Source organism: Neobacillus sp. S1227 (genome assembly GCF_055385255.1).
In genome coordinates, this window is the sequence record NZ_AP038276.1 from 3,737,070 (window position 1) to 3,756,696 (window position 19,627).

Sequence of the window (19,627 nt, forward strand, 5' to 3'; positions counted from 1 at the left end):
TACTTACAAAACCGGCATCTTCGAGCAGCTTTTAATGAACTCCACAAATAAATTGTTCATTACCGGATCGGTGCTCGCCATTGATTCCGGATGCCATTGAACTCCCAAAGTGAATGTGGTTGGATGAATATACTCTACTGCTTCAAAAATCCCGTCGGAGGCCGTCGCAACTACACGCAAATCGGCAGCGACCGTATCCAAGGCTTGATGATGAAGGCTATTAACTCTTACTCGTTCAGAACCTATCAAATCAAATAATTTACTATCTTTTGAGATATTCACCCAATGACTATCCCTGCTCCTATCAATCTTTTGCGTATGCTGAATCGGCTCTTTGACTTGACTCGGGATATCCTGCATTAATGTTCCGCCTAGGGCTACATTTAATATTTGAACGCCCCGGCAGATTGCAAGCAGCGGGATATTGTTCTCAAGCGCATATTTGACAATGGCGATTTCAGTCAAATCCCGTTCTGGCGTGGCCGGACCTAAACGTCGGTGTGGGTCTTGTCCGTAAAACTTCGGATCAACATCTTCTCCCCCGCTTAGGATGATTCCGTCACATAATTCAAGTGTCTCTAGAGACATTTCAGGGTTTATATAAGGAAGCACAATCGGGATTCCTCCATTAGCTGCTATGCTTTTATGATAATCATGGTGTACATAAACACCTTCCATATATTCGTTGTGGTTCACATAGGCACCTGTTATGCCAATCACAGGCTTCTTGCGCATCTCTATTCCCCCTACAGACTGTTAAATGCTATTTTTTAGTTAAATTAACTATATCATATAGGTAATTTACTAACACAAAATATATTTCCTTCATTCAGCAAAATCATCGTACTTTTTTCACCGGTTGATCCATAAGTTAGGTTAGTGTTAAAGATTACTATTTAGTCTAAAAAAACTAATATGGAGTGATAGGATGAATACGAAGTATGATGTTATTATAACTGGCGCAAGATGTGCGGGCTCCTCATTAGCTATTTATCTAGCAAAGGCCGGTTTTCAGGTATTGTTAATCGACCGTTCTTCTTTTCCTAGTGATACTTTATCCACTCATACCTTTTTCAATAACACAACCGCCCTTTTCCGCGAAATGGGTGTACTGGATAAGTTAATGGCAACCAATGCGCCGCCGGTAAAAGATATTAAGTTTCAGTTTGAGGATACCACGATTGAAGGGATAATGCCTGAAGTTCATGGAGAAGAAAATTGCTATTGTATTAAGAGAACATATCTGGATCATATTCTTCTAGACCACGCTAGATCTCTAAAAGGCGTGACTGTTAAAGAAGGATTCCGGGTTACGGACATCAGACGACAAAACGGAGTAATAGTTGGCATCAAAGGTACTGATTCCCATGGCCTTGATCAAGAGTTTTTTGCCGATTTCATTGTTGGTGCCGACGGAAGAAACTCAACCATCCGCAGGCTAATAGGCGCAAAGCAAAAAGTCCGCGTACCTTCAAATGTGGGCATTTACTATGGGTATTTCAGCAATTTTAACAATGATCCTGTACCGAAATTTGAAGTACACAGGGTAAAAAGCAACACTTCGATTCTTTTTCCTACGAATGATGACCTATGTACAGTAGTTGGAATTTTCCCATTAGAGAATAAAGCATTCATTCAGAACTTGAAAAATAACCCGGAAGAAAGTCTTCGCAGTCTATTAACAGAAGGTTTTCCAAACACCACTATCGGTTCCCGGCTGCAGAAAGCCGCCCTTGTTGAACCGATCAAAGGGATTCTAGGCTATGAAAACTTCTGGTATACCGGGATGGGAAATGGCTGGGCGCTCGTAGGGGATGCGGTTTGTTTTAAAGACCCAAGCATGGCACAAGGGATCCATGATGCTGTATATGGTGCAAAAATACTTTCAGGAATTCTAGTAAAATATAAAAACCAGTATCAACAATGGCCAAAGATGGCTGAGGAGTATCAAAAGGCACTGGAAGATGAGTTTATGGTCCGTTTTTATATGGGCTGCGAAATATCCAAAAATGAACGTATCTCTGAGCAGCAAGATGCTGTCAATAAGCTAATTAGTGCTAACCCTAAAGCTGTTGATAAGTTTTTGGGAATCTATAATTATGCGAACGAACCGGCTGATTTGGAAAAAGAACTAATAAACATAATGGGTTGAAAATGTTAAATCATCCTCATAAAGCCCAAACATTAAAGCTCTGCCATTATAGAAAATTGTTAATAGGACAAATAGCAGCCCCTAATAAATTATGGGAGCTGCTTTTTTAATTTTATATTACAAACTCCCTTAACTGTTTCTCTTTTTCGGACTTTTCATCAACTATTTGTTCGTACTCTTTTAACCTCTTCCCTAGACTTAGTTTCCTTTCAGCATTCATCCTTCTCACCTCATCTGGATTCGGTCCACCCTGAATGCTTCTTATCTTAACAAAGTACTCTGGAGAAATAATATCTTTCCATTCATCCTCAGTAAGCGAGATATCTATAAATTCTTGAATCATGAAGTTTATTTCTTCAATCTTCCAATCATTTAACTCTTTTTGTCCCTTACATGTTTTAGTAGCAATTGAACTTGCAACCGAATGAGCCTTCCTAAATGAGATATTATATTTCCTCGTTAACGTATCCGCCAGCTCCGTAATCGTTATACAGGATTTTTCGGACATCGCTTTTAAATGCTCCTTATTAACTTGAAGTGTCAGTATCACCACATACATCAGCTTCATCACGCGGTTAGCCTTCGCAAATGCCCGGTATAAATGGGGCTGCAAATCATCCTCTGTATCAACGATATCACCGAATGGTGTATTGTGAATCATCTGAATGGCAGCAAGCACTTCACCAACTGAGCTGCTAGCTAGCGACCGTGAATGTTCAACCGATACCGGATTCCGCTTCTGAGGCATAATGCTGCTGACTTGCACATACGGGTCAGCTACCATAAACGCGCCAAATTCCCTCGTTAGATATAATAAGAAATCCTGAATCCATCTTCCAGTATTCACCATACAAGTCATGATGGCAGCAGCCGTTTCCAATAAATAATCTGCTCCGGCGATGGAATCATAGGAATTCTCAACCACCCTATCAAACCCCAATAACTCGAGCATCCGCGACCGGCTGATGGGAAAACCCGTCGTTGATAATGCTGCAGCCCCGAGAGGCGATTGATTCACTGTTTCATATGCGGCCCACAATCGTTTCAAATCCCGCTGAAAAACATCATATATCGCCAAAAAATAATGCCCTAACGTCGTCGGCTGCGCAGGCTGTGTATGGGTATATGCTGTCATATAGGTTTCCGCATGACGTTCTGATTGCTCCAATAATACTTCACTGAGCCGATACCCATTACCAATCAGCCGTAAAAGCTGCTCCCTCAGCACCAATCGGTACATGGCTGCCCCCATATCATTTCTGCTTCGACCGATATGGATATTCCCTGCCAGATCATCACCAATTTCCGCAGCAATTTTTGCCTCCATCATGAAAAATAGATCTTCATATTTAGGGTCAAAGGAAATTTCATTAATATTACTTTTTGAAACTTTATCAATTCCATTGAGCATAATTTTAGCTTCGTCTTTTTTGATTATTTGTTGTTCTGTCAGCATAATCACATGGGCACGATGAATATCAAACATTGCCTCAAATAAGAAATCTCGTTGGTCATAAAAAATGGGCTTTAACAGTTCTTCAATATAGGTTTTACCTGGAAATGTATTTCCTTCATTTTTGAAAAATTCATGATACTTGTTCATCCTGTCCACTCCGATTTCATGAAACTGATAAGCTTACTTCTTTTTCCAAACTTCCTTTATATATTTATACGAGTAAATTTAAGGACAGTGACAGTTAGTTAGTTTGCTGACTGAAAAGACAAGAAAACCCCTTCGAAAAGGAGTTTTCCCCATATTCTTCCCTTCAATTTTCTTAACCCACATGTTCATTTATATGTAGTTCTTCATGAACAACCTCACCATCTATCATGGTCCACACCACTTGAATCGATGGTATTTCGTCAGTTTCTGTTTTAAGGATGGAACGATCGAGTATAATTAGGTCTGCCAATTTTCCCGGTTCAATTGACCCGGTTTCCTTTTCGCTAAAAGAGGCATAAGCACCGTTCCATGTTAACATTCGAATGGCGTCCAAGAGGCCAATCCTTTCTTTATCACCGACCACTTTTCCTGTTGGTGAGAGCCTTGTCAGGGCACTATGTATGCCCCTCATCGGATTAAAATCTGTCACCGGACAGTCCGATGCAATCGCAGCAGGCACACCTGCCTGTTTATAGCTGTTCAATGGATACATTTGTTTGGCCCGAACTCCATAATTTTTGATATAACCATCACCGTATTCATAGAAAAAAGCCGGATTTGGCGTCGGAATGACCCCTTGTGCTTTCATCCTTTCAATAAGGTCTTTTTGTGCAATTCCCGCATGTTCGATTCGATGCCGTGTATCTTTTCGCGGATACAAGCGGTTGGCTTTCTCGATGCAAGTGAGCAGCATATCGATGGCAGCATCTCCTTGGGCGTGAGAGGTAATTTGCCACCCTTTTTGATGCGCCGGAATAAACAACTCCTCGATATCTTCCTGATGGTAATAATGGATGCCGTAATTAGTTGGATCACTATCGTAAGGCTCCCTTGTCCAAACGGTTGGGCCGCTGCTGCTTCCATCAAGGAATAACTTTACCGGACCATATTTAAAACGGTCATTTCCATCCTTGGTCTTGACCCCTGAATCAACAAAATACCGAACGACCTTCTCAGCTTCGTTGAGTGCCCCGATCATCGCATAGACTCGCTGATTAATCACACCATTTTGACAATCATCTTTAAGGGCTTCTACATTTTCAATTCCAAACCCGGATGCATCATGGATAGAAGTTATTCCTTTTTTAGCAAAATGCCTGGAAGCAATGGTATGGGCTTTACGGATTTCTTCACGGGAAAAACCAGCTATTTGAAAAACTTGCATGTGTGCATTTTCAATCAATAATCCACATGGTTCTCCATCTGCTTGCCGCCCAATTTTGCCACCGTCTGGATCGGGTGTATTTTTATCGATGGATGCCAGTTTCAGCACATAACTATTCACGGCAGATATATGACCGCAAGCCCGTATAACAATAATTGGGTGTTCTGTCGATACACTATCCAATTCCTCCTTCGTTGGAAAACGTCCATCGGCAATTTTTTGGTCATTATATCCCCAAGCCCGAATCCATTCCCCTTTAGGTGTTTCCTTTGCCCTTTCTTTCAGCTTTTTCAGCAAATCAGCGATGGATTGGACCGATTCATCCTTACATGAAACAGATAATTCATTTGTTCCATAGATGGTAATATGAAGATGGGACTCAATAAAGCCCGGAAGAAGGGTCCTCCCGTTTAAATCAATGATTTTACATGTATCATCTTTTAACTTTAAAATCTCTTCTGTGCTGCCAACCGCTATAATCTTCCTTCCCTCAACAGCAACTGCACTGCAAATTTCATCCTTTAGATTGACGGTAATTACTTCGCCATTAATAAACAAAGTCTTTTTCTTCATCTGGCTAACCCCTCCTAATACATTGAGTTAATAGTCAACTTTTCCAATTCAATGATTTTTTTCAAATAGCCATATTCTTTTTGGTCAAGTATGTCGATTTCATTGTTGGTTGCCAGCAGAATTTGATCCCTGCACTTGGATATTCTCTGAATCATCGGATGGATGGTCAGGCTTGATAGATTCACAAAATCATATAAATCGTTTAAACATATAGGCATCTTGTAGCCTTTATTGCTGCTGGCGATTAACAACCCGCTATCGCGCAGCTTCGAAACAATGTTGGAGCGAAAATAGTGCTGATTCATTTTTACATCCCGAATAGCATTTAAATTATCGAGAATTTCTTGAGTATAGACGTATTCATCCGGATTTTCCTTCAAATTGAACAAAAGAAACTTCAAGAAATCGATACGGAGCCGTTCGTCCTCTTCTTCACTCTTGCGATGTTTTTCGATATATTGATAGGAGGAATTGACGGCCTGTTTGATGATTACTTCGTTGTATCGGTAGTCAGCGGGGTCTGTTTTATAATCATAAAGAAAATGCCGGTAATCCAAAGGCAGCAGATTTAGAGCGGCAATTTTATGTTTAATAATTTTCACCAATGAATTGGAATGAACGGAATAAGAACTACGGTCGTAGCTATTCCCCAACGTCTCTGCCATTAAGCCGGCCAATTGAAGCAGGATTTCAGACTGGCTGTTATTAAATCCAAACGAAGAATAATTGAATAAATCCGGAATACTCCTTGTTATGATGTACTTTTTAAATTCCTGCAGAAATTTCTTCCCTTCCGTTTCATTCGCGACAAGGTCCAACTGCTCAAAGGTTCGATTTAAATCTTCATAAACCATTCGATTGACATATTTGATGAAAGATGACGGATGCATAATGCCGCTGTCATCTCTTGCCTTTCTTTTATCAATCACATAGGCATATATGCTAAAAGGCAAGTCCTTTATTTCATGCAAAAACTGGGATCTTTCGGTATCATTCATGGGGCCTGCTTTTGAAGGAAAATAGTTTTGCAGTTCTTGTTCTAAGTTTTCTTTTTCAGATTCTTTCACAAGAATGGAAACAATGATAAAGTGGGTAGAATGGTTGTGGTTGTCAAAATCAAATCCATAATTTCCATACTCGTCGATAAAAGCAAATTGTAACTCGGTCAATTTTTCCCACCTCACCATCGAAAGGAATTTACCTATTTTATTTCAACAAAATTCTGGGAAATCCTTTAATTACCATAGTAAAAAAATAAAGCGGACTCTGCCGCTTTATTTTGCAAATAGTATACTGATTTCGTTTTCTGCTTCGACCATTCTTCCAAATTTGTAGCCTTCGATCAGCACGTGTCTTTCATGCTCATCTAAAGAACGCCGCCACTTTGTTTCAAGATACGTAATGACTTCGTTGTACAGGATATATGGATACTCCATGGGTTCATTCATTGATTTTCACCTCATCCTAAAATAAAAATCTCCTCATTTTATTTTTGACAAGGTCTTTGACTTATAAAAGTCTATATTTCTAATATATTTATAAGGGACGAAAGGAGTGATTGTTTGCATCCAAGATATCCTTTTTTTAACATAAATCCGCACCTAACAACTCGAAGCTTACAACCGGAAAATCAAGAAACACCAGTCCATTTTCTTGATGTCAGTGAAACGCCTGCCGCATTAACCTATCGAAGAAACCATTTTCTATATCCTGCCCTTTCCCCCCAATCGTACTACCTTACAATCACAGGTTTAGTGAACACTTCCATTACCATTCCATACAACCAAATTATTACAATGCCCTCCCGAACAGTGACCGCTGTGGTTGAATGTTCGGGGAACAAACGAGCCCACTTCAGACCAAAAGTGTTTGGAGAGCAATGGAAAGATGGGGCGATTAGCCAGGGGACATGGAAAGGGGTTCCCCTCTTCTATCTGCTGCAAATTGCCGGGGTTCAGGATGGTGCCCATGAAGTGGTCTTTGAGGGTAATGATTCTGGTGCCAAGAAAGGTCAGCATGTTCCTTTTGCAAGAAGTCTTCCTCTAGAAAAAGCGATGGTACATGATGTCATCGTTGCTTGGGAACATAATCACAAACAGATTAGCCCAAAACATGGATTTCCGTTTCGACTAATTGTTCCTGGCTGGTATGGAATGGCGTCAGTAAAGTGGCTAAAATCCATTCGTGTAGTAGACCACCCTTTTTCCGGGCCCTTTCAGACAGATGATTATGTCTATTATCCCCACAAAAACAATAACGAAGAGGCGGTCCCTGTGACAGTGAATCATGTCAATTCGATTATTCAGCAGCCGCTTGACCGGCAATTCTTACAGTCTGGCCTGCATGAAATAAAAGGTCTTGCTTGGACTGGCGAAGGTGTAGTTATATCCGTTGAGGTTAGTTTGGATGATGGTGAAACATGGAAGCCGGCCAATCTCCATAGTCAGCCTCGACATTACCAATGGATGAAGTGGTCATATTCATTTGTATTTGAAAAAAATCGCGAATACTCCATCAAGGTCCGAGCCTATGATTCAAACGGTCATTTGCAGCCGGATACAGCTTTCTGGAACCGAAAGGGATATGGGTACAATGCGGTGTCACAAATTAAAATTAAGATTGAATAGTGATGCATGGTGACGGTTTTTCAGCTTCAGAGGCAGAAGAACCGTTACCGCGTCTCAAACCAGCAAGCTTTTTTAAAACATGAACCCGCTGGCAAGGCGTCGTCTAATCCCGCTAATCTTCCGAACACATTCCCTGCAATTTTATTAAATTATTCCTGTGTAAAATGGAAAAGCTGATTAACTTTAATTGCTCCGGGGAATTCCAAGGACTATACCTTTTCGGGTATAAAAAGAGCAGTGATTGATAATATTCACTGCCCTTTTACATTATATGCTTTTCTTATGTTCAACCGCCATGATTGGTTTGATACTTGGCATGTTGGCGATATAAACCCCCAGCAGCACTAAGATCCCCCCTAAAATTTGTGACAGCATAATCCGGTTCCCTAATATAAAATGTGAAGCCAGAATGGCAACAAACGGCTGAATATTCATAAACATGGAAGCAGTTCCTGCTCCAACCTTTGCCACCCCGCTGTTCCACCAAAAACCGGCCATACCTTGTGCAAAGATCGCCGCAAAAATCAGCAACGCCCACATGAAAACAGAATGACTGATGTCAGTCCCGCTCACCATTCCTTCCACACCTGCAGCAGGAATCATCAGAACACTCCCTAAAACAGTTGCGTAAACCGTAACGACAAAAGATGGCATAGTTTGGGATAAGCCGCGGATAAATAAAATACTGATTGACAAACAAAGCATTGCTATAAAAATATTAAAATCTCCCCAAGAAATTCCTAATGCCCCTCCGGCCACCCCAATAATGGAAAAAACACCAATCAAACTGATCATGGCCCCTAAAGATTTTTTAACCGTTAATTTCACTTTAAAAATAATCCGTTCGAGGATAATGGTTGCAATCGGTGCCAGCGAAATGATTAACGATGCATTGGCCGGTGTTGTATGTTTCAAGCCGGTAAAATAAAACGTCTGGTTCAGCAGCGTCCCAAATATCCCGACACCAACAAGATATCTCCATTCCGAGGTAGTTGGGCGCTTGACCCCCTTATAAAAGAGCGCAACTATGATCAGAAAAAGCGATGTTATGCAAATCCTGACAGTTGATAAAAAAACAGGGGAAAACCCTTGAAGCAAATAGGCGCTGATGGGATAATTGCAGCCCCAAAAGACAGAGACTAAAAACAAGCTGATAAAAGCTTTATTTTGACCAGCAGTCATAATAATAAACACGAACCTTTCAAAATTCCATATTAAGTAATCTGCTCTCCATTATAGCACCGTATTTCGTGATACGAAAGATATTTTTAATTTGGAAAATTAATATAAAGACCAACTGGAAAAATTTTTCAATAACTGCTCATTTTCAGGAAAAAAAGAACAGTGATGAATATCATCACTGCCTTTCTCCAGGTTGCTTAAAAGCATTGTAATTTTCTTTTACCCTACAAATATATCACGATATATTCGTTCTAACATCGCATCCACAAACTTCTCACAGCGTTTAAGGTCATTGACCTGTGGTGCTACTTCAATCTTAAGCGTTGCCGCCAAGTTCGTCTGAACATAAAGCATATCCCTAAATTCATCAACTGCTCCACAAAACTTTGGGTACCCGCTGTCACCAGTTCCTACCGCCCCCGTAATCATACCACTGACCTCCAATGTTTCAAAAGCCCGGTACAGCTCCATCATTTCGTATGGGATTTCCCCATTTCCCCACGTATAGGTTCCAATCACGACCGCATCAAACCTCGCTAATTCCCAAACCGGAAATTGGTCGACACGAAACAGGGTTGTATCTCTATTTTTTTGTAAAAATAACCGCCACAGCAAATAGGCTAACTCCTCCGTATTTCCTGTTTTTGAAGCATAGACGATGGCTATTTTCATAACTCATCGAACCCATTTGATTGAGTGACCTTGGAATAGGTCCGCGGCTTCTGCTCGAAGAAATCAGATTTTGTTCCGTTCAGCATTTCATCACTAAATACATGTATCCACGGCATCGGATTATTTTTTTCTCGATATAAATTTTCCAAGCCAAGCTGGCGGAGGCGCTTATTGGCAAGATATTCTGTGTATTCCTCATATTCTCTTAAATCAATCCCCTTTATATCTGATAAGATAAAGGACGCCCATTCCTTTTCGAGCTCAACGGCTTGTCCAATAGTCTGATATACATAATCCATATTCTCCTGATTGTACAGCTCCGGATTTTCAGTTAACAAAATCCGGATAAACTGAGCCATAAAGTAGGCATGCTGCATTTCGTCCCGCTGAATATAGCTGATCATCGTACTGGTTTTCAGCATTTTCTGCTGCCGGGCAAGATGATAGAAAAAGGCAAAACCCGCATAGAAATAGATCCCCTCAAGATTTAAAGAATTCACACTTAATTCAAATAGATGCTGTGCGGTAGGCTTCATGCGAAACCTCTCATAAGAATCCAAAATCAGCTGGTTACGTTTTTGAACAATCGGGTCGCTCTTCGCCTGATTAAATCGCTCACTCTGCTCACTTAACGGCACTATCGAGCTCAAAATATACGAATAGGATTCATTATGGACCGCCTCCTGCTGGGCAATCACAGCAAAAATCGCTTTAAAGCTGGAATCGGTCACATAATCCATTACTTGTGTCATCATCGGCGTTTGCAGGCTGTCCAGCGATGCAAGCTGGGTATTGATCCGCAAAAAAACATCTTTTTCAATGTCACTAAGCAGGTCCCATTGTTTTATGTCATCCTGCATATTAATCTCTTGCGCCTTCCAAAAGTTTGACAGTAACGTTTGATACAAATCATACATCTGTGGGTAGGCAATATCATTCCAATTGAGAAGACCTGATGATTTTCCATTAATAATCCCTGTTGATTTGTTTGGAAACTCAGGATTTAGCAACTTTATTTTTTTCAAAGTGTTCATCTTTAGTTCCTCCTGTTAGCTATGGCAAGCTTCGCATTCCTCGATTTCCGTTTGCGATGTACTTCTTACGTAGTACGTCGTCTTTAACCCCTGCCGCCACGCTTCCATATGAAGTTTCAGCAGCTCCTTCGCCTTGATATCATGCCGGACATAAAGGTTGAAGCTGATTGCTTGGTCGATATGGCGGGAGCGGGCCGCATTTTGTTTAATGCTCCACAATTGATCTAACTCATGCCTGGCCCGGCGATAATAGAGATATGTTCGATGATTCAAATCTGGTGCTGTCACTTTAAATTTAAAGTTTTTCTTTTCTTCTGCGTATTCGACTGAATAGATGGGGTCAATGCCATCGGTTGAACCACCAATCTTGGCTGTTGATGAATTGGGTGCGATGGCCATTAGCCAGCCATTCCGGAGACCATATTGAGCGACTTCTCTTTCTAACTCCAGCCACCTATCAGACCGATAATTTTTCCGTACAAAATACTCACCTGTCTGCCACTCAGATCCAAGGAACTTGCTATAGGCTCCCTTCTCTCGGGCCAATTCCATTGAGGAACGGATAGTATAGTAGGCAATATCCTCGTACAGTTCATCCGCAAAATCAACGGCTAACTCAGATTCCCATTGAATCCCCTTCAATGCTAAAAGATGATGCCATCCAAACGTGCCAAGGCCAATGGCTCTAAATTTTCTATTTGTCAGCTGCGCCTGACCTACGGAAATAGTATTTAAATCGATCACGTTATCAAGCATTCTTACCTGAATACGGATCAAACGTTCCAGCACTTCGGACAGCACGGCTTTCGCAAGATTGATAGATGATAAATTACATACCACGAAATCCCCCGGTTTACGAACAATCACGACATTTCCATCTTGATCCTGGTATTCGTTCACAATCTTCGTCGCTGACATATTTTGCGTGATTTCCGTACAAAGATTGCTGCAGAAAATCGAGGTGCGGCCCTTTCCTAATAGATGTTTATTGGGATTTTGCCGGTTGACCTCATCCCGATAAAACATATATGGCGTGCCCGTTTCCAATTGAACCATCATGATTCGCGCCATAATATCCATAGCCCTATACGTTTTTCGGGGCAGTAAAGGGTGGTTAACAGCCTCTTCATATTTCTCCGTAAAATATTTCTGGTCAATTTCATCGTAAAAATCCTCCAATCCTAAAGGATTTCCATCTGTATCTTTCCAACCCATAACCTGTTTCACTTGATGAGGGCAAAAGGTATGCCACTCGCCGATGCTTCTGCCATTCCCATCGGTCTCCTGCAGTTTTTCCATAAAAAGATCTGGCACGCAGACACCTGTAAAAATATCATGTGCCTTCCGGCGTTCGTCGCCATTGTTCGTTTTCAAATCTAGGAATCCGTTCATCAAGTCCTTGTGAAACAAATCCAAATAAACGGCCATTGCCCCTTGGCGCTGGCCTAACTGATCAACACTGACGGCGGTATCGTTGACTAATTTAACCCAAGGCACGACACCAGAGGAATTCCCCTTAAACTTTTTAATATCTGAGCCTAATGCCCTCACCTTTCCATAGTAAATCCCAATTCCACCTCCATCTTTGCTTAATCTAGCAATATCCCAATTGTTTAAATAAATGCCATCAAGCGAATCGTCCACCGTATCAATGAAGCAGGAAGATAGCTGACCGAAGCTTTTTCCGGCATTCGCCAAAGTTGGTGTGGCCACTGTCATAAATAAATTGCTCAATGCCCAATATGCTTCCTTAACCAGCTTTAACCGAACATCTTGGTTCTCTTTTTTCATGATGGTCATGGCGATGACCATAAAACGTTCCTGCGGAAGCTCGTAGATATTTCGATTATGGTCCCTTGCAAGATACCGGTCCGCCAATAAGAACAACCCAATGTAATTAAATAACTCATCCCGCTCAGGAAGAATTTCTCTTGCTAATTCATCCATTTCCACTTTGCTATATAAATTTAATAGGTCACTAGAATAAATCCCTATACTCGTTAAATGTTTAATCAAGCCGTAAAAATCTCCATATTTTAAAGAAGAATCATAACCTCTGTTTTCTGCTGCCTTTTGATAGAGTTCATTCACATACAACCGCGCGGCGACAAAAGTCCAATCTGGCTGGTCTATTGCAATTTGGTTAACTGCATAGAAAAGCGCCTGCTGATTTGCCTCTTTTTTGGATAATCCAAGTTCCCTAATTTGTTTTTGCAGCTCTGTTGTATCGAGTTGATATTTCTCAGAGGCTTGCCTAATTGTTTCTAAAACTTCATGTAAATGTGATTTTTCCTGTGTGGTCAAGGATATCTTCCCCCTAAAAATAAAAAATCCGCTTCGGGAGACCGAGCGGATGAAACGAGCACACAACAAAAGAGAATAGTGAAACTATGTCTTCCCTTTGTCGCCGTCGTTTCCTCTTCTCAATCCCCGAAGAAGTTGAAACATCTTAAGAAAGACAGGTCTCCTGACTCATGCATCACCCTACTCAGAGCCCTTCCCATATAAGCACCTATTTTCATAAGAACTCTTATACAGTGGTTTGCTCATTTCGTCAGCATTTACAGTTGCGGGGGCAGTTCCGGCATCACACCGGATTCCCTATTAAGCCGTGTTCGGCATCTTCCCTTAAGGCTAACACAATATATAGTTTTCATATTTGCAAATTAAACAACATATAGAAAAACTAATATCAATATTAGTACATGCTCATTTTTTGGTCAAGTATTATTTTGCATCAACAACAACATTTGGCTCTACTGAAAAATTGATGCTTGGCCGTAATGTCTGCGAAATAAAGCAAGCTTTTTCAGCGCGGACTGCAATCTCTTGCAATTTTTCTGGAGAGATTCCAGAGTCGCTGCTAATATAAAAAACTGGGCGATGGATAATCTGTTTAAACTTTAATTTACCGTCCTCCCTGTCGACAACGCCCTCAGAAACAACCTTGAGTTTTTCTACCTCAATTTTTCGATTCCCCAGCATCGCCCCCAGTGTAATCATGTAACAATTATTGGATGCAGAAATAAGCAATTCTTCAGGATTCGAACCGATTCCTGGACCATCCATATCCGCCGGTGCGGAGACAGTAATATCAAGCCCGCCCCCTTGAATATGTCCCTTCCCATTCCGGTCTCCCTGCCAACTGCCATTTACTGTAAAGTGAAAGCTTTCCATTTTGCAAATACCCCTTTATCATTTTTTTGAACCATCCTTATTAAACCTTTCAACAAATATTTCAAAAACCCTGCAAAAAATGACAAAAAGGAATCTTACATTATGAATGCAAAATTCCTCTATTCCCCTATTTTATTTAAAAACTACTTCTTTTGCGGGTAAGACCACAATCTGATGTTCAGGAGTTTTCACCCCTCTTAGGGTACTATTGTGGTGATTTATTATTTGCTCGGCGGGATAAATGCCATTAACAGTGGTATGACCGTCCTCAACTAATGTAACATCAAAACCTTGTGACAAGGCTGCACGGCAAGTCGTATCTATGCAAAATTCCGTTCTTACCCCGACTACAACAAGGTTGGTCACACCTCGATTTCGCAACTCGTCTTGCAATTCAGTCTGATAAAAAGAATCCGCCGCCCGTTTATGGATCACAATATCCTGATCGCGTGGAGTGATCCCAGGAGCAAACTGCCAAAACTGTGTTCCCCTCTCCAGCAAATCCCCTTCCGGACCGTCAAACTGAATATAAAAGACCGGGACATTTTCCTCATTTGCTTTGGCAATCATCTTTTGTATCACGGAAAAAACTTCATCCTTTTTATAGGTCCCCCAAATCGGGCCTAACTGCACATCGATGACCAATAACGCTGACTTTCCTACTCCCATATGAATTCATTCCCCTTTCTTATTTCTTTTTTATATTTTTTAGATCTTGCCACTTACAATTCTTTCATCCCCCTCCATGATTTTCACACAAATATAAATATAAAAAAACCGCAAATATCATAAAAGATTTTTGCGGTTTTTTGGAGGTGGACCCTTTAATGGATTTATCGATAAGTATTGTTTGGTCTAGTCTTTATGAATGTTATTTTAGGACGCTAGATGAAGACATTCTCAGCCATTTCCCTATTTCCCGTCCACAATTTCCTTTAATATTTCATACGACCGTTTTTGTTTTTCCACATCATAGATATAAGACACTGCCATAAGTTCATCCACATTATATTTTTTCTGAAACGCTAACAGTTGTTCCCGGACGGTCTCTTTGCTTCCCAACATCGTCATTCTGGACATGGACATCACCATTTCTTTCTCCATTGGTGTCCAAATTTGGTCCATATTTTCAACCGGCGGCTGTAACGGCATGCGGGAACCGCGTACAACGTTTAGGGAAAATTGCCGCATTGTAGTTGATAAGAAGCTTGCCTCTTCGTCCGTTTCCGAAGCAACCACGTTTAAACAAACCATCATGTATGGCTTATCCAAATACTCTGACGGTTGGAACCGGCTGCGATAAATCGAAATGGCCTCTTCCATATATTTTGGCGCAAAGTGGGATGCAAAAACATAAGGCAGACCCAGACTTGCTGCCAAGTAAGCAGAATCGGTTGAGGAACCTAGAATATAAATAGGGATATTTGTTCCTGCCCCAGGATATGCCCGTACATAACCCTGATGGTCTTCAGGTCCAAAATACGTTAACAAGGCCTTCACATCATCTGGAAATGTAAAAACAGAATCATTTTTCGAGCGTCTTAGAGCGCTTGCTGTCATCATATCTGTGCCGGGTGCGCGTCCCAGGCCAAGTTCAACCCGACCAGGATAAATGGTTGCCATTGTTCCGAATTGTTCAGCAACTACCAAAGGGGAGTGGTTCGGGAGCATAATCCCGCCCGAGCCCACGCTAATTTCTTTTGTATGTTCTAAGGTATGTTTTATTAAAATGGCTGTGGCAGAACTAACCAGTGTCGGGGTATTATGGTGTTCCGCAATCCAATAACGTTTATATCCCATTTTTTCAACTGCCTGTGCCAGGTCAACCATTGCATTAATTGCTTGGTTCGAATCCTGTCCTTCCCGAATTGGGGCAAGGTTTAATACTGAAACTGGTATATGAATATTTGTCATTATTTTAAATTCCTTTCTTTAAACAGATACACTACTATAGTAACAATGACCGTTTAGGAACAAAAATTAAATGCTTATACAAAAAGAAAAAGGTGCCGCACCATCCCGACACCCTTTACCTTCAAACTTCATCGTTATTATTTCTTTGCTGTATTGATACATGCTTTGGTGGTTTCGGATAACCCGTTTTTCCTGTATCGTCCGGTCCGGTTAGGGTATTCCTCTGGTCCAATACCTTACCTGAGTACTCAATTGGGTTTTTATCTGCCATCTTTTTTCACCTCTATTTTTTTATTGGATTCAGGTAAGTTTATACTTCATTTCCCTTTTCGCCATATTTCATTCTTCTCTCCGCTTCGCTCATCCGGTTTTGCGGTGGTTTGGTTTTATTGAGTGCCTTCTTTAATTCCACCGTTGCATCATTGTTTGTGTTATATTTCTTATCCATGAAAATCACTCCTTTTCATTCTTATTATGAACTGAATTAAAAGCTTCATTCTTGCAGACTAAGCAAAAAAGCCACCCATATCACATGATGGCTTTTAAAAATATATAACTTCGCATTAAAAGATAATCGTCTTATTCTCATGGACAATAACCCGGTCTTCTAAATGCCATTTGACCGCACGCGCTAAAACACTCCGCTCGATCGAACGGCCTTTTTTCTTTAGTGCCTCAACATTCGAACGGTGGTCAACCCGGGCAATATCCTGCTCAATAATTGGCCCCTCGTCCAAATCATTGGTCACATAATGGGAGGTGGCCCCGATTAATTTTACTCCGCGGCCATATGCCCGTTCATACGGCCGAGCCCCAATAAAGGCTGGAAGGAACGAGTGATGGATGTTAATAATTTTATTCGGGTTAGCAGCCACAAAGTTCGGCGTCAAAATTTGCATATAGCGGGCCAGCACGATGACATCAATGTCATGTTCTTTGAGGAGCTGCAATTGCTTGGTTTCAACCTCCGCACGAATGTCTTTATTGGCAGGAATATAATAGAACGGAATATTCAGTCCTTCTACTACTTCCCTAGCGTCTTCATGATTGCTGATGACAAGAGCGATCTCCGTCAATAAATCGCCGCTTTGCCATTCCCATAAGAGTTCAAGCAAACAGTGCAATTCCTTTGACACAAAAATCGCCGTTCTTTTCACCTCAAAAACCGGGCTAAAGCTCCATTCCATTGAAAACTTCTCAGCAATCTCTACAAAGTTCTGTTTCATTTCCGCTGCTTTTTCTTTTAGAGATGGGCATTCAAATTCAATTCTGATGAAAAACCGCCCACCCTCTGGATTTGTGGAATACTGATTGGACTCAATAATGTTAGCGTTGTATGAAAATAAAAATTGCGAAATTGCTGCCACAATGCCCGGCTGATCCGGACAGCTGACTAATAATCGGCCTCGGTTTTGATTCCTCTCTTGAAATTGTTCTAGTTGTTTTTTAATAATAGAATTCATGATAGCTACCTCTATCTCATTTTAATTATTGTGAATTATTATACAATTTAAAGCAGGACTTTGTCACTATTTAAATATAAAAAGGCTGCTGAACCATGATTATAGAGTCAGCAGCCCTAGCTATTCTTACTTAAAAACAGGAGGTGCCTTAAAAAACGGCACCACCCTTTGTTTATTAGGTTCGATTCAGCTGCCCGCTTCTTAGCTCAGGCTGCCTTTCCACATACCATTGAAAAAACCAAATAGCAATAGCAATCCAAAACCCACTGGCAAAATACCCGCCAAGAATATCACTGGGATAATGAACACCCAAATAGATACGACTGATCCCTATCATCAAAATCATGATGGTACTAAAAATAATCAACAGAGCGCGGCCTGTTCCGGTAGCAATATGTCTCCATAGCAGGAAGGCAAGTATCCCATATACAGAAAATGCATTCATCGCATGTCCGCTCGGAAAACTATAGCCTCCGATTTCTATCAATCGATGAAATTCGGGCCGTGCTCGGTGAAAAATTGATTTTAAAATGGAATTGATAATCGGCGTTCCCGCAATCACGGCAATGAATAAAATCAGTTCCAGCCGATGGTGCAGCACCTTATAGAGAAAGAAGATAATAAGAAGGGTGAGAATCACCACTATTTTTGTCGACCCGATGAAGGTGAAAAATTTCATAATGGCTGTTAAGTCAGGTGACTCAAGACTCTGGACTAAACTTATTAAGGTGTTATCAAATCGGACAATCTTATGAACCTCGATAAGCGTGGCCATCAAAGCAAAGGCCGCAAGGGAGATGACGCTTATGATGAATGCGCATGTTAGCTGAAACTTCAAGTTCATTACTGGTAACCTCACAGATAAAATTTCCTTTATTTTACCCTATTTCTTTTTATATCAAAAATGTTTCAGACAAAATAGACAACACACAAAAAGTGCCCCAAAAGGGACACTTCTTTTCTTCTTTATTCCTCCGCCACTTTCACCAGCTGTTTACCGATGTTATCCCCGCGGAATAAACCTAGAAACGCGTCTACAGTGTTTTCAAAGCCTTCGACAATCGTTTCGCGGTATTTGATTTTTCCTTCTCTTACCCACTGGGATAGCTGTGTTAAGCCCTCCTTGTTGTGCTGGGCATAGTCAGAAACGATGAAGCCCTTCATCAAGGAACTGGTTGTCAACAGCTGACCTGCAACCCTTGGACCGACAGGCGGTTTATCCGCATTATAATGGGAGATTTGTCCACAAACGGCAGTCCTAGACTGGAAGTTAATTAAGGACATCACCGCATCGCTTACAGGACCGCCAACATTATCGAAGTAGACATCGACACCGTTAGGGCAGGCTTCCTTCAATGCTTTGCGAAGGTTCTCGGCTGTTTTATAGTTAATTGCCGCGTCAAAACCTAGTTCCTCGGTTAAATAATCGCATTTATCGTCTCCGCCGGCAATACCAACGACTCGGCAGCCTTTCAATTTAGCGATTTGACCGACAACTGTTCCAACAGCTCCAGAAGCTCCGGAAACGACGACCGTTTCCCCTTCCTTCGGCTCCCCTATGTACAACAATCCAAAATAAGCAGTTAATCCCGGCATCCCAAGTACATGAAGCGCCGTTGTCACAGGTGCCAGTTCCGGATTCAGTCTGCGCAGGCCGCTTCCGTCCGAAACGTTATACTCAGCCCATTCCATGAGGCCATCTACATATTGCCCCGCTTCAAACCGAGAATTTTTTGACTCGACTACTTTTCCAACGACCCCGCCTTTAAATGGCTGACCTACTTCGTATGGCTTGGCATAAGATTTGGCATCCGACATCCGGCCTCTCATATAAGGGTCAACAGACAAATATAGTGACCGAATCAGCACTTCACCATCCTGAAGTTTAGGAACATTCTCCTCAATAAATTCAAAATTCCTTTCATCTGGCATTCCTACTGGCCGGCTAGCCAGTAAAATTTTTCTGTTCAAAAGGTTTGTCATCTAACCACTCCCTGTTTTATCT

Annotated in this window: 19 protein-coding genes and 1 riboswitch; of the genes, 2 read left to right on the top strand and 17 right to left on the bottom strand. The window is 41.3% G+C overall.

Translation table 11 applies throughout. The features are described from left to right. Positions 1-3: 3 nt before the first annotated feature. The gene (locus ACZ5AE_RS18635; protein WP_464566095.1) at positions 4-735 is read right to left on the bottom strand and encodes a gamma-glutamyl-gamma-aminobutyrate hydrolase family protein; all 732 of its coding nucleotides are present in this window, start codon (positions 733-735) and stop codon (positions 4-6) included. Between the two features lie 193 nt (positions 736-928). Between ACZ5AE_RS18635 and ACZ5AE_RS18640 the strand changes: the two genes are divergently transcribed. After that, the gene (locus tag ACZ5AE_RS18640) at positions 929-2,152 is read left to right on the top strand and encodes an NAD(P)/FAD-dependent oxidoreductase (RefSeq protein WP_464566096.1); all 1,224 of its coding nucleotides are present in this window, start codon (positions 929-931) and stop codon (positions 2,150-2,152) included. Between the two features lie 112 nt (positions 2,153-2,264). Here the strand turns inward: ACZ5AE_RS18640 and argH are convergent, their stop codons facing one another. The 4 genes from argH to ACZ5AE_RS18660 all read right to left on the bottom strand — a co-directional run bounded on the left by argH (position 2,265) and on the right by ACZ5AE_RS18660 (position 7,001). Then, complete coding sequence (gene argH, locus ACZ5AE_RS18645) at positions 2,265-3,755, bottom strand: argininosuccinate lyase (RefSeq protein ID WP_464566097.1); 1,491 nt, start codon at positions 3,753-3,755, stop codon at positions 2,265-2,267. Positions 3,756-3,927: 172 nt separating this feature from the next. After that, positions 3,928-5,553, bottom strand: a complete 1,626-nt coding sequence (locus tag ACZ5AE_RS18650) for an amidohydrolase (protein WP_464566098.1) — start codon at positions 5,551-5,553, stop codon at positions 3,928-3,930. 14 nt (positions 5,554-5,567) lie between these two features. Then, on the bottom strand, positions 5,568-6,722 hold the full coding sequence (locus ACZ5AE_RS18655; RefSeq protein WP_464566099.1) for a DUF3800 domain-containing protein: 1,155 nt from the start codon (positions 6,720-6,722) through the stop codon (positions 5,568-5,570). Positions 6,723-6,827: 105 nt separating this feature from the next. Continuing rightward, a complete protein-coding gene (locus ACZ5AE_RS18660; protein WP_464566100.1) occupies positions 6,828-7,001 on the bottom strand; it encodes a hypothetical protein in 174 nt (57 codons plus the stop codon). 114 nt (positions 7,002-7,115) lie between these two features. Between ACZ5AE_RS18660 and ACZ5AE_RS18665 the strand changes: the two genes are divergently transcribed. Beyond that, complete coding sequence (locus ACZ5AE_RS18665) at positions 7,116-8,180, top strand: sulfite oxidase (protein WP_464566101.1); 1,065 nt, start codon at positions 7,116-7,118, stop codon at positions 8,178-8,180. Between the two features lie 267 nt (positions 8,181-8,447). On the opposite strand, the gene ACZ5AE_RS18670 is transcribed toward ACZ5AE_RS18665, so the two are convergent. The 12 genes from ACZ5AE_RS18670 to ACZ5AE_RS18725 all read right to left on the bottom strand — a co-directional run bounded on the left by ACZ5AE_RS18670 (position 8,448) and on the right by ACZ5AE_RS18725 (position 19,605). Beyond that, entirely contained in the window at positions 8,448-9,362 is a 915-nt protein-coding gene (locus tag ACZ5AE_RS18670) for a DMT family transporter (protein ID WP_464566102.1), read from the bottom strand. Positions 9,363-9,581: 219 nt separating this feature from the next. Continuing rightward, the gene (locus tag ACZ5AE_RS18675; RefSeq protein ID WP_464566103.1) at positions 9,582-10,034 is read right to left on the bottom strand and encodes a flavodoxin domain-containing protein; all 453 of its coding nucleotides are present in this window, start codon (positions 10,032-10,034) and stop codon (positions 9,582-9,584) included. After that, on the bottom strand, positions 10,031-11,068 hold the full coding sequence (locus ACZ5AE_RS18680) for a ribonucleotide-diphosphate reductase subunit beta (RefSeq protein WP_464566104.1): 1,038 nt from the start codon (positions 11,066-11,068) through the stop codon (positions 10,031-10,033). Before ACZ5AE_RS18680 ends, ACZ5AE_RS18675 begins: the two co-directional genes overlap by 4 nt. A 15-nt stretch (positions 11,069-11,083) precedes the next feature. Beyond that, the gene (locus ACZ5AE_RS18685; RefSeq protein WP_464566105.1) at positions 11,084-13,372 is read right to left on the bottom strand and encodes a ribonucleoside-diphosphate reductase subunit alpha; all 2,289 of its coding nucleotides are present in this window, start codon (positions 13,370-13,372) and stop codon (positions 11,084-11,086) included. A gap of 137 nt (positions 13,373-13,509) precedes the next feature. After that, a riboswitch (cobalamin riboswitch) is annotated at positions 13,510-13,709 on the bottom strand. An 86-nt stretch (positions 13,710-13,795) separates the two neighbouring features. After that, positions 13,796-14,245 (bottom strand): OsmC family protein, encoded by a 450-nt coding sequence (locus ACZ5AE_RS18690; protein ID WP_464566106.1) that lies wholly within the window; start codon positions 14,243-14,245, stop codon positions 13,796-13,798. Between the two features lie 132 nt (positions 14,246-14,377). Next, positions 14,378-14,914 (bottom strand): cysteine hydrolase family protein, encoded by a 537-nt coding sequence (locus ACZ5AE_RS18695; RefSeq protein WP_464566107.1) that lies wholly within the window; start codon positions 14,912-14,914, stop codon positions 14,378-14,380. Positions 14,915-15,157: 243 nt separating this feature from the next. Continuing rightward, positions 15,158-16,159: an LLM class flavin-dependent oxidoreductase gene (locus ACZ5AE_RS18700; protein WP_464566108.1), complete on the bottom strand. Its 1,002-nt coding sequence runs from the start codon at positions 16,157-16,159 to the stop codon at positions 15,158-15,160. A 121-nt stretch (positions 16,160-16,280) separates the two neighbouring features. Further along, on the bottom strand, positions 16,281-16,430 hold the full coding sequence (locus ACZ5AE_RS18705) for a hypothetical protein (RefSeq protein WP_464566109.1): 150 nt from the start codon (positions 16,428-16,430) through the stop codon (positions 16,281-16,283). A 39-nt stretch (positions 16,431-16,469) separates the two neighbouring features. Continuing rightward, entirely contained in the window at positions 16,470-16,607 is a 138-nt protein-coding gene (locus ACZ5AE_RS18710; protein WP_464566110.1) for a hypothetical protein, read from the bottom strand. A gap of 115 nt (positions 16,608-16,722) precedes the next feature. Beyond that, the gene (gene purU / locus ACZ5AE_RS18715; RefSeq protein WP_464566111.1) at positions 16,723-17,622 is read right to left on the bottom strand and encodes a formyltetrahydrofolate deformylase; all 900 of its coding nucleotides are present in this window, start codon (positions 17,620-17,622) and stop codon (positions 16,723-16,725) included. A 175-nt stretch (positions 17,623-17,797) separates the two neighbouring features. After that, positions 17,798-18,466 carry a phosphatase PAP2 family protein gene (locus ACZ5AE_RS18720; protein WP_464566112.1) on the bottom strand — a complete coding sequence of 223 codons (669 nt, stop codon included), beginning with the start codon at positions 18,464-18,466 and terminating at the stop codon, positions 17,798-17,800. Positions 18,467-18,588: 122 nt separating this feature from the next. After that, a complete protein-coding gene (locus ACZ5AE_RS18725) occupies positions 18,589-19,605 on the bottom strand; it encodes an NADP-dependent oxidoreductase (RefSeq protein WP_464566113.1) in 1,017 nt (338 codons plus the stop codon). Between the last annotated feature and the right edge of the window lie 22 nt (positions 19,606-19,627).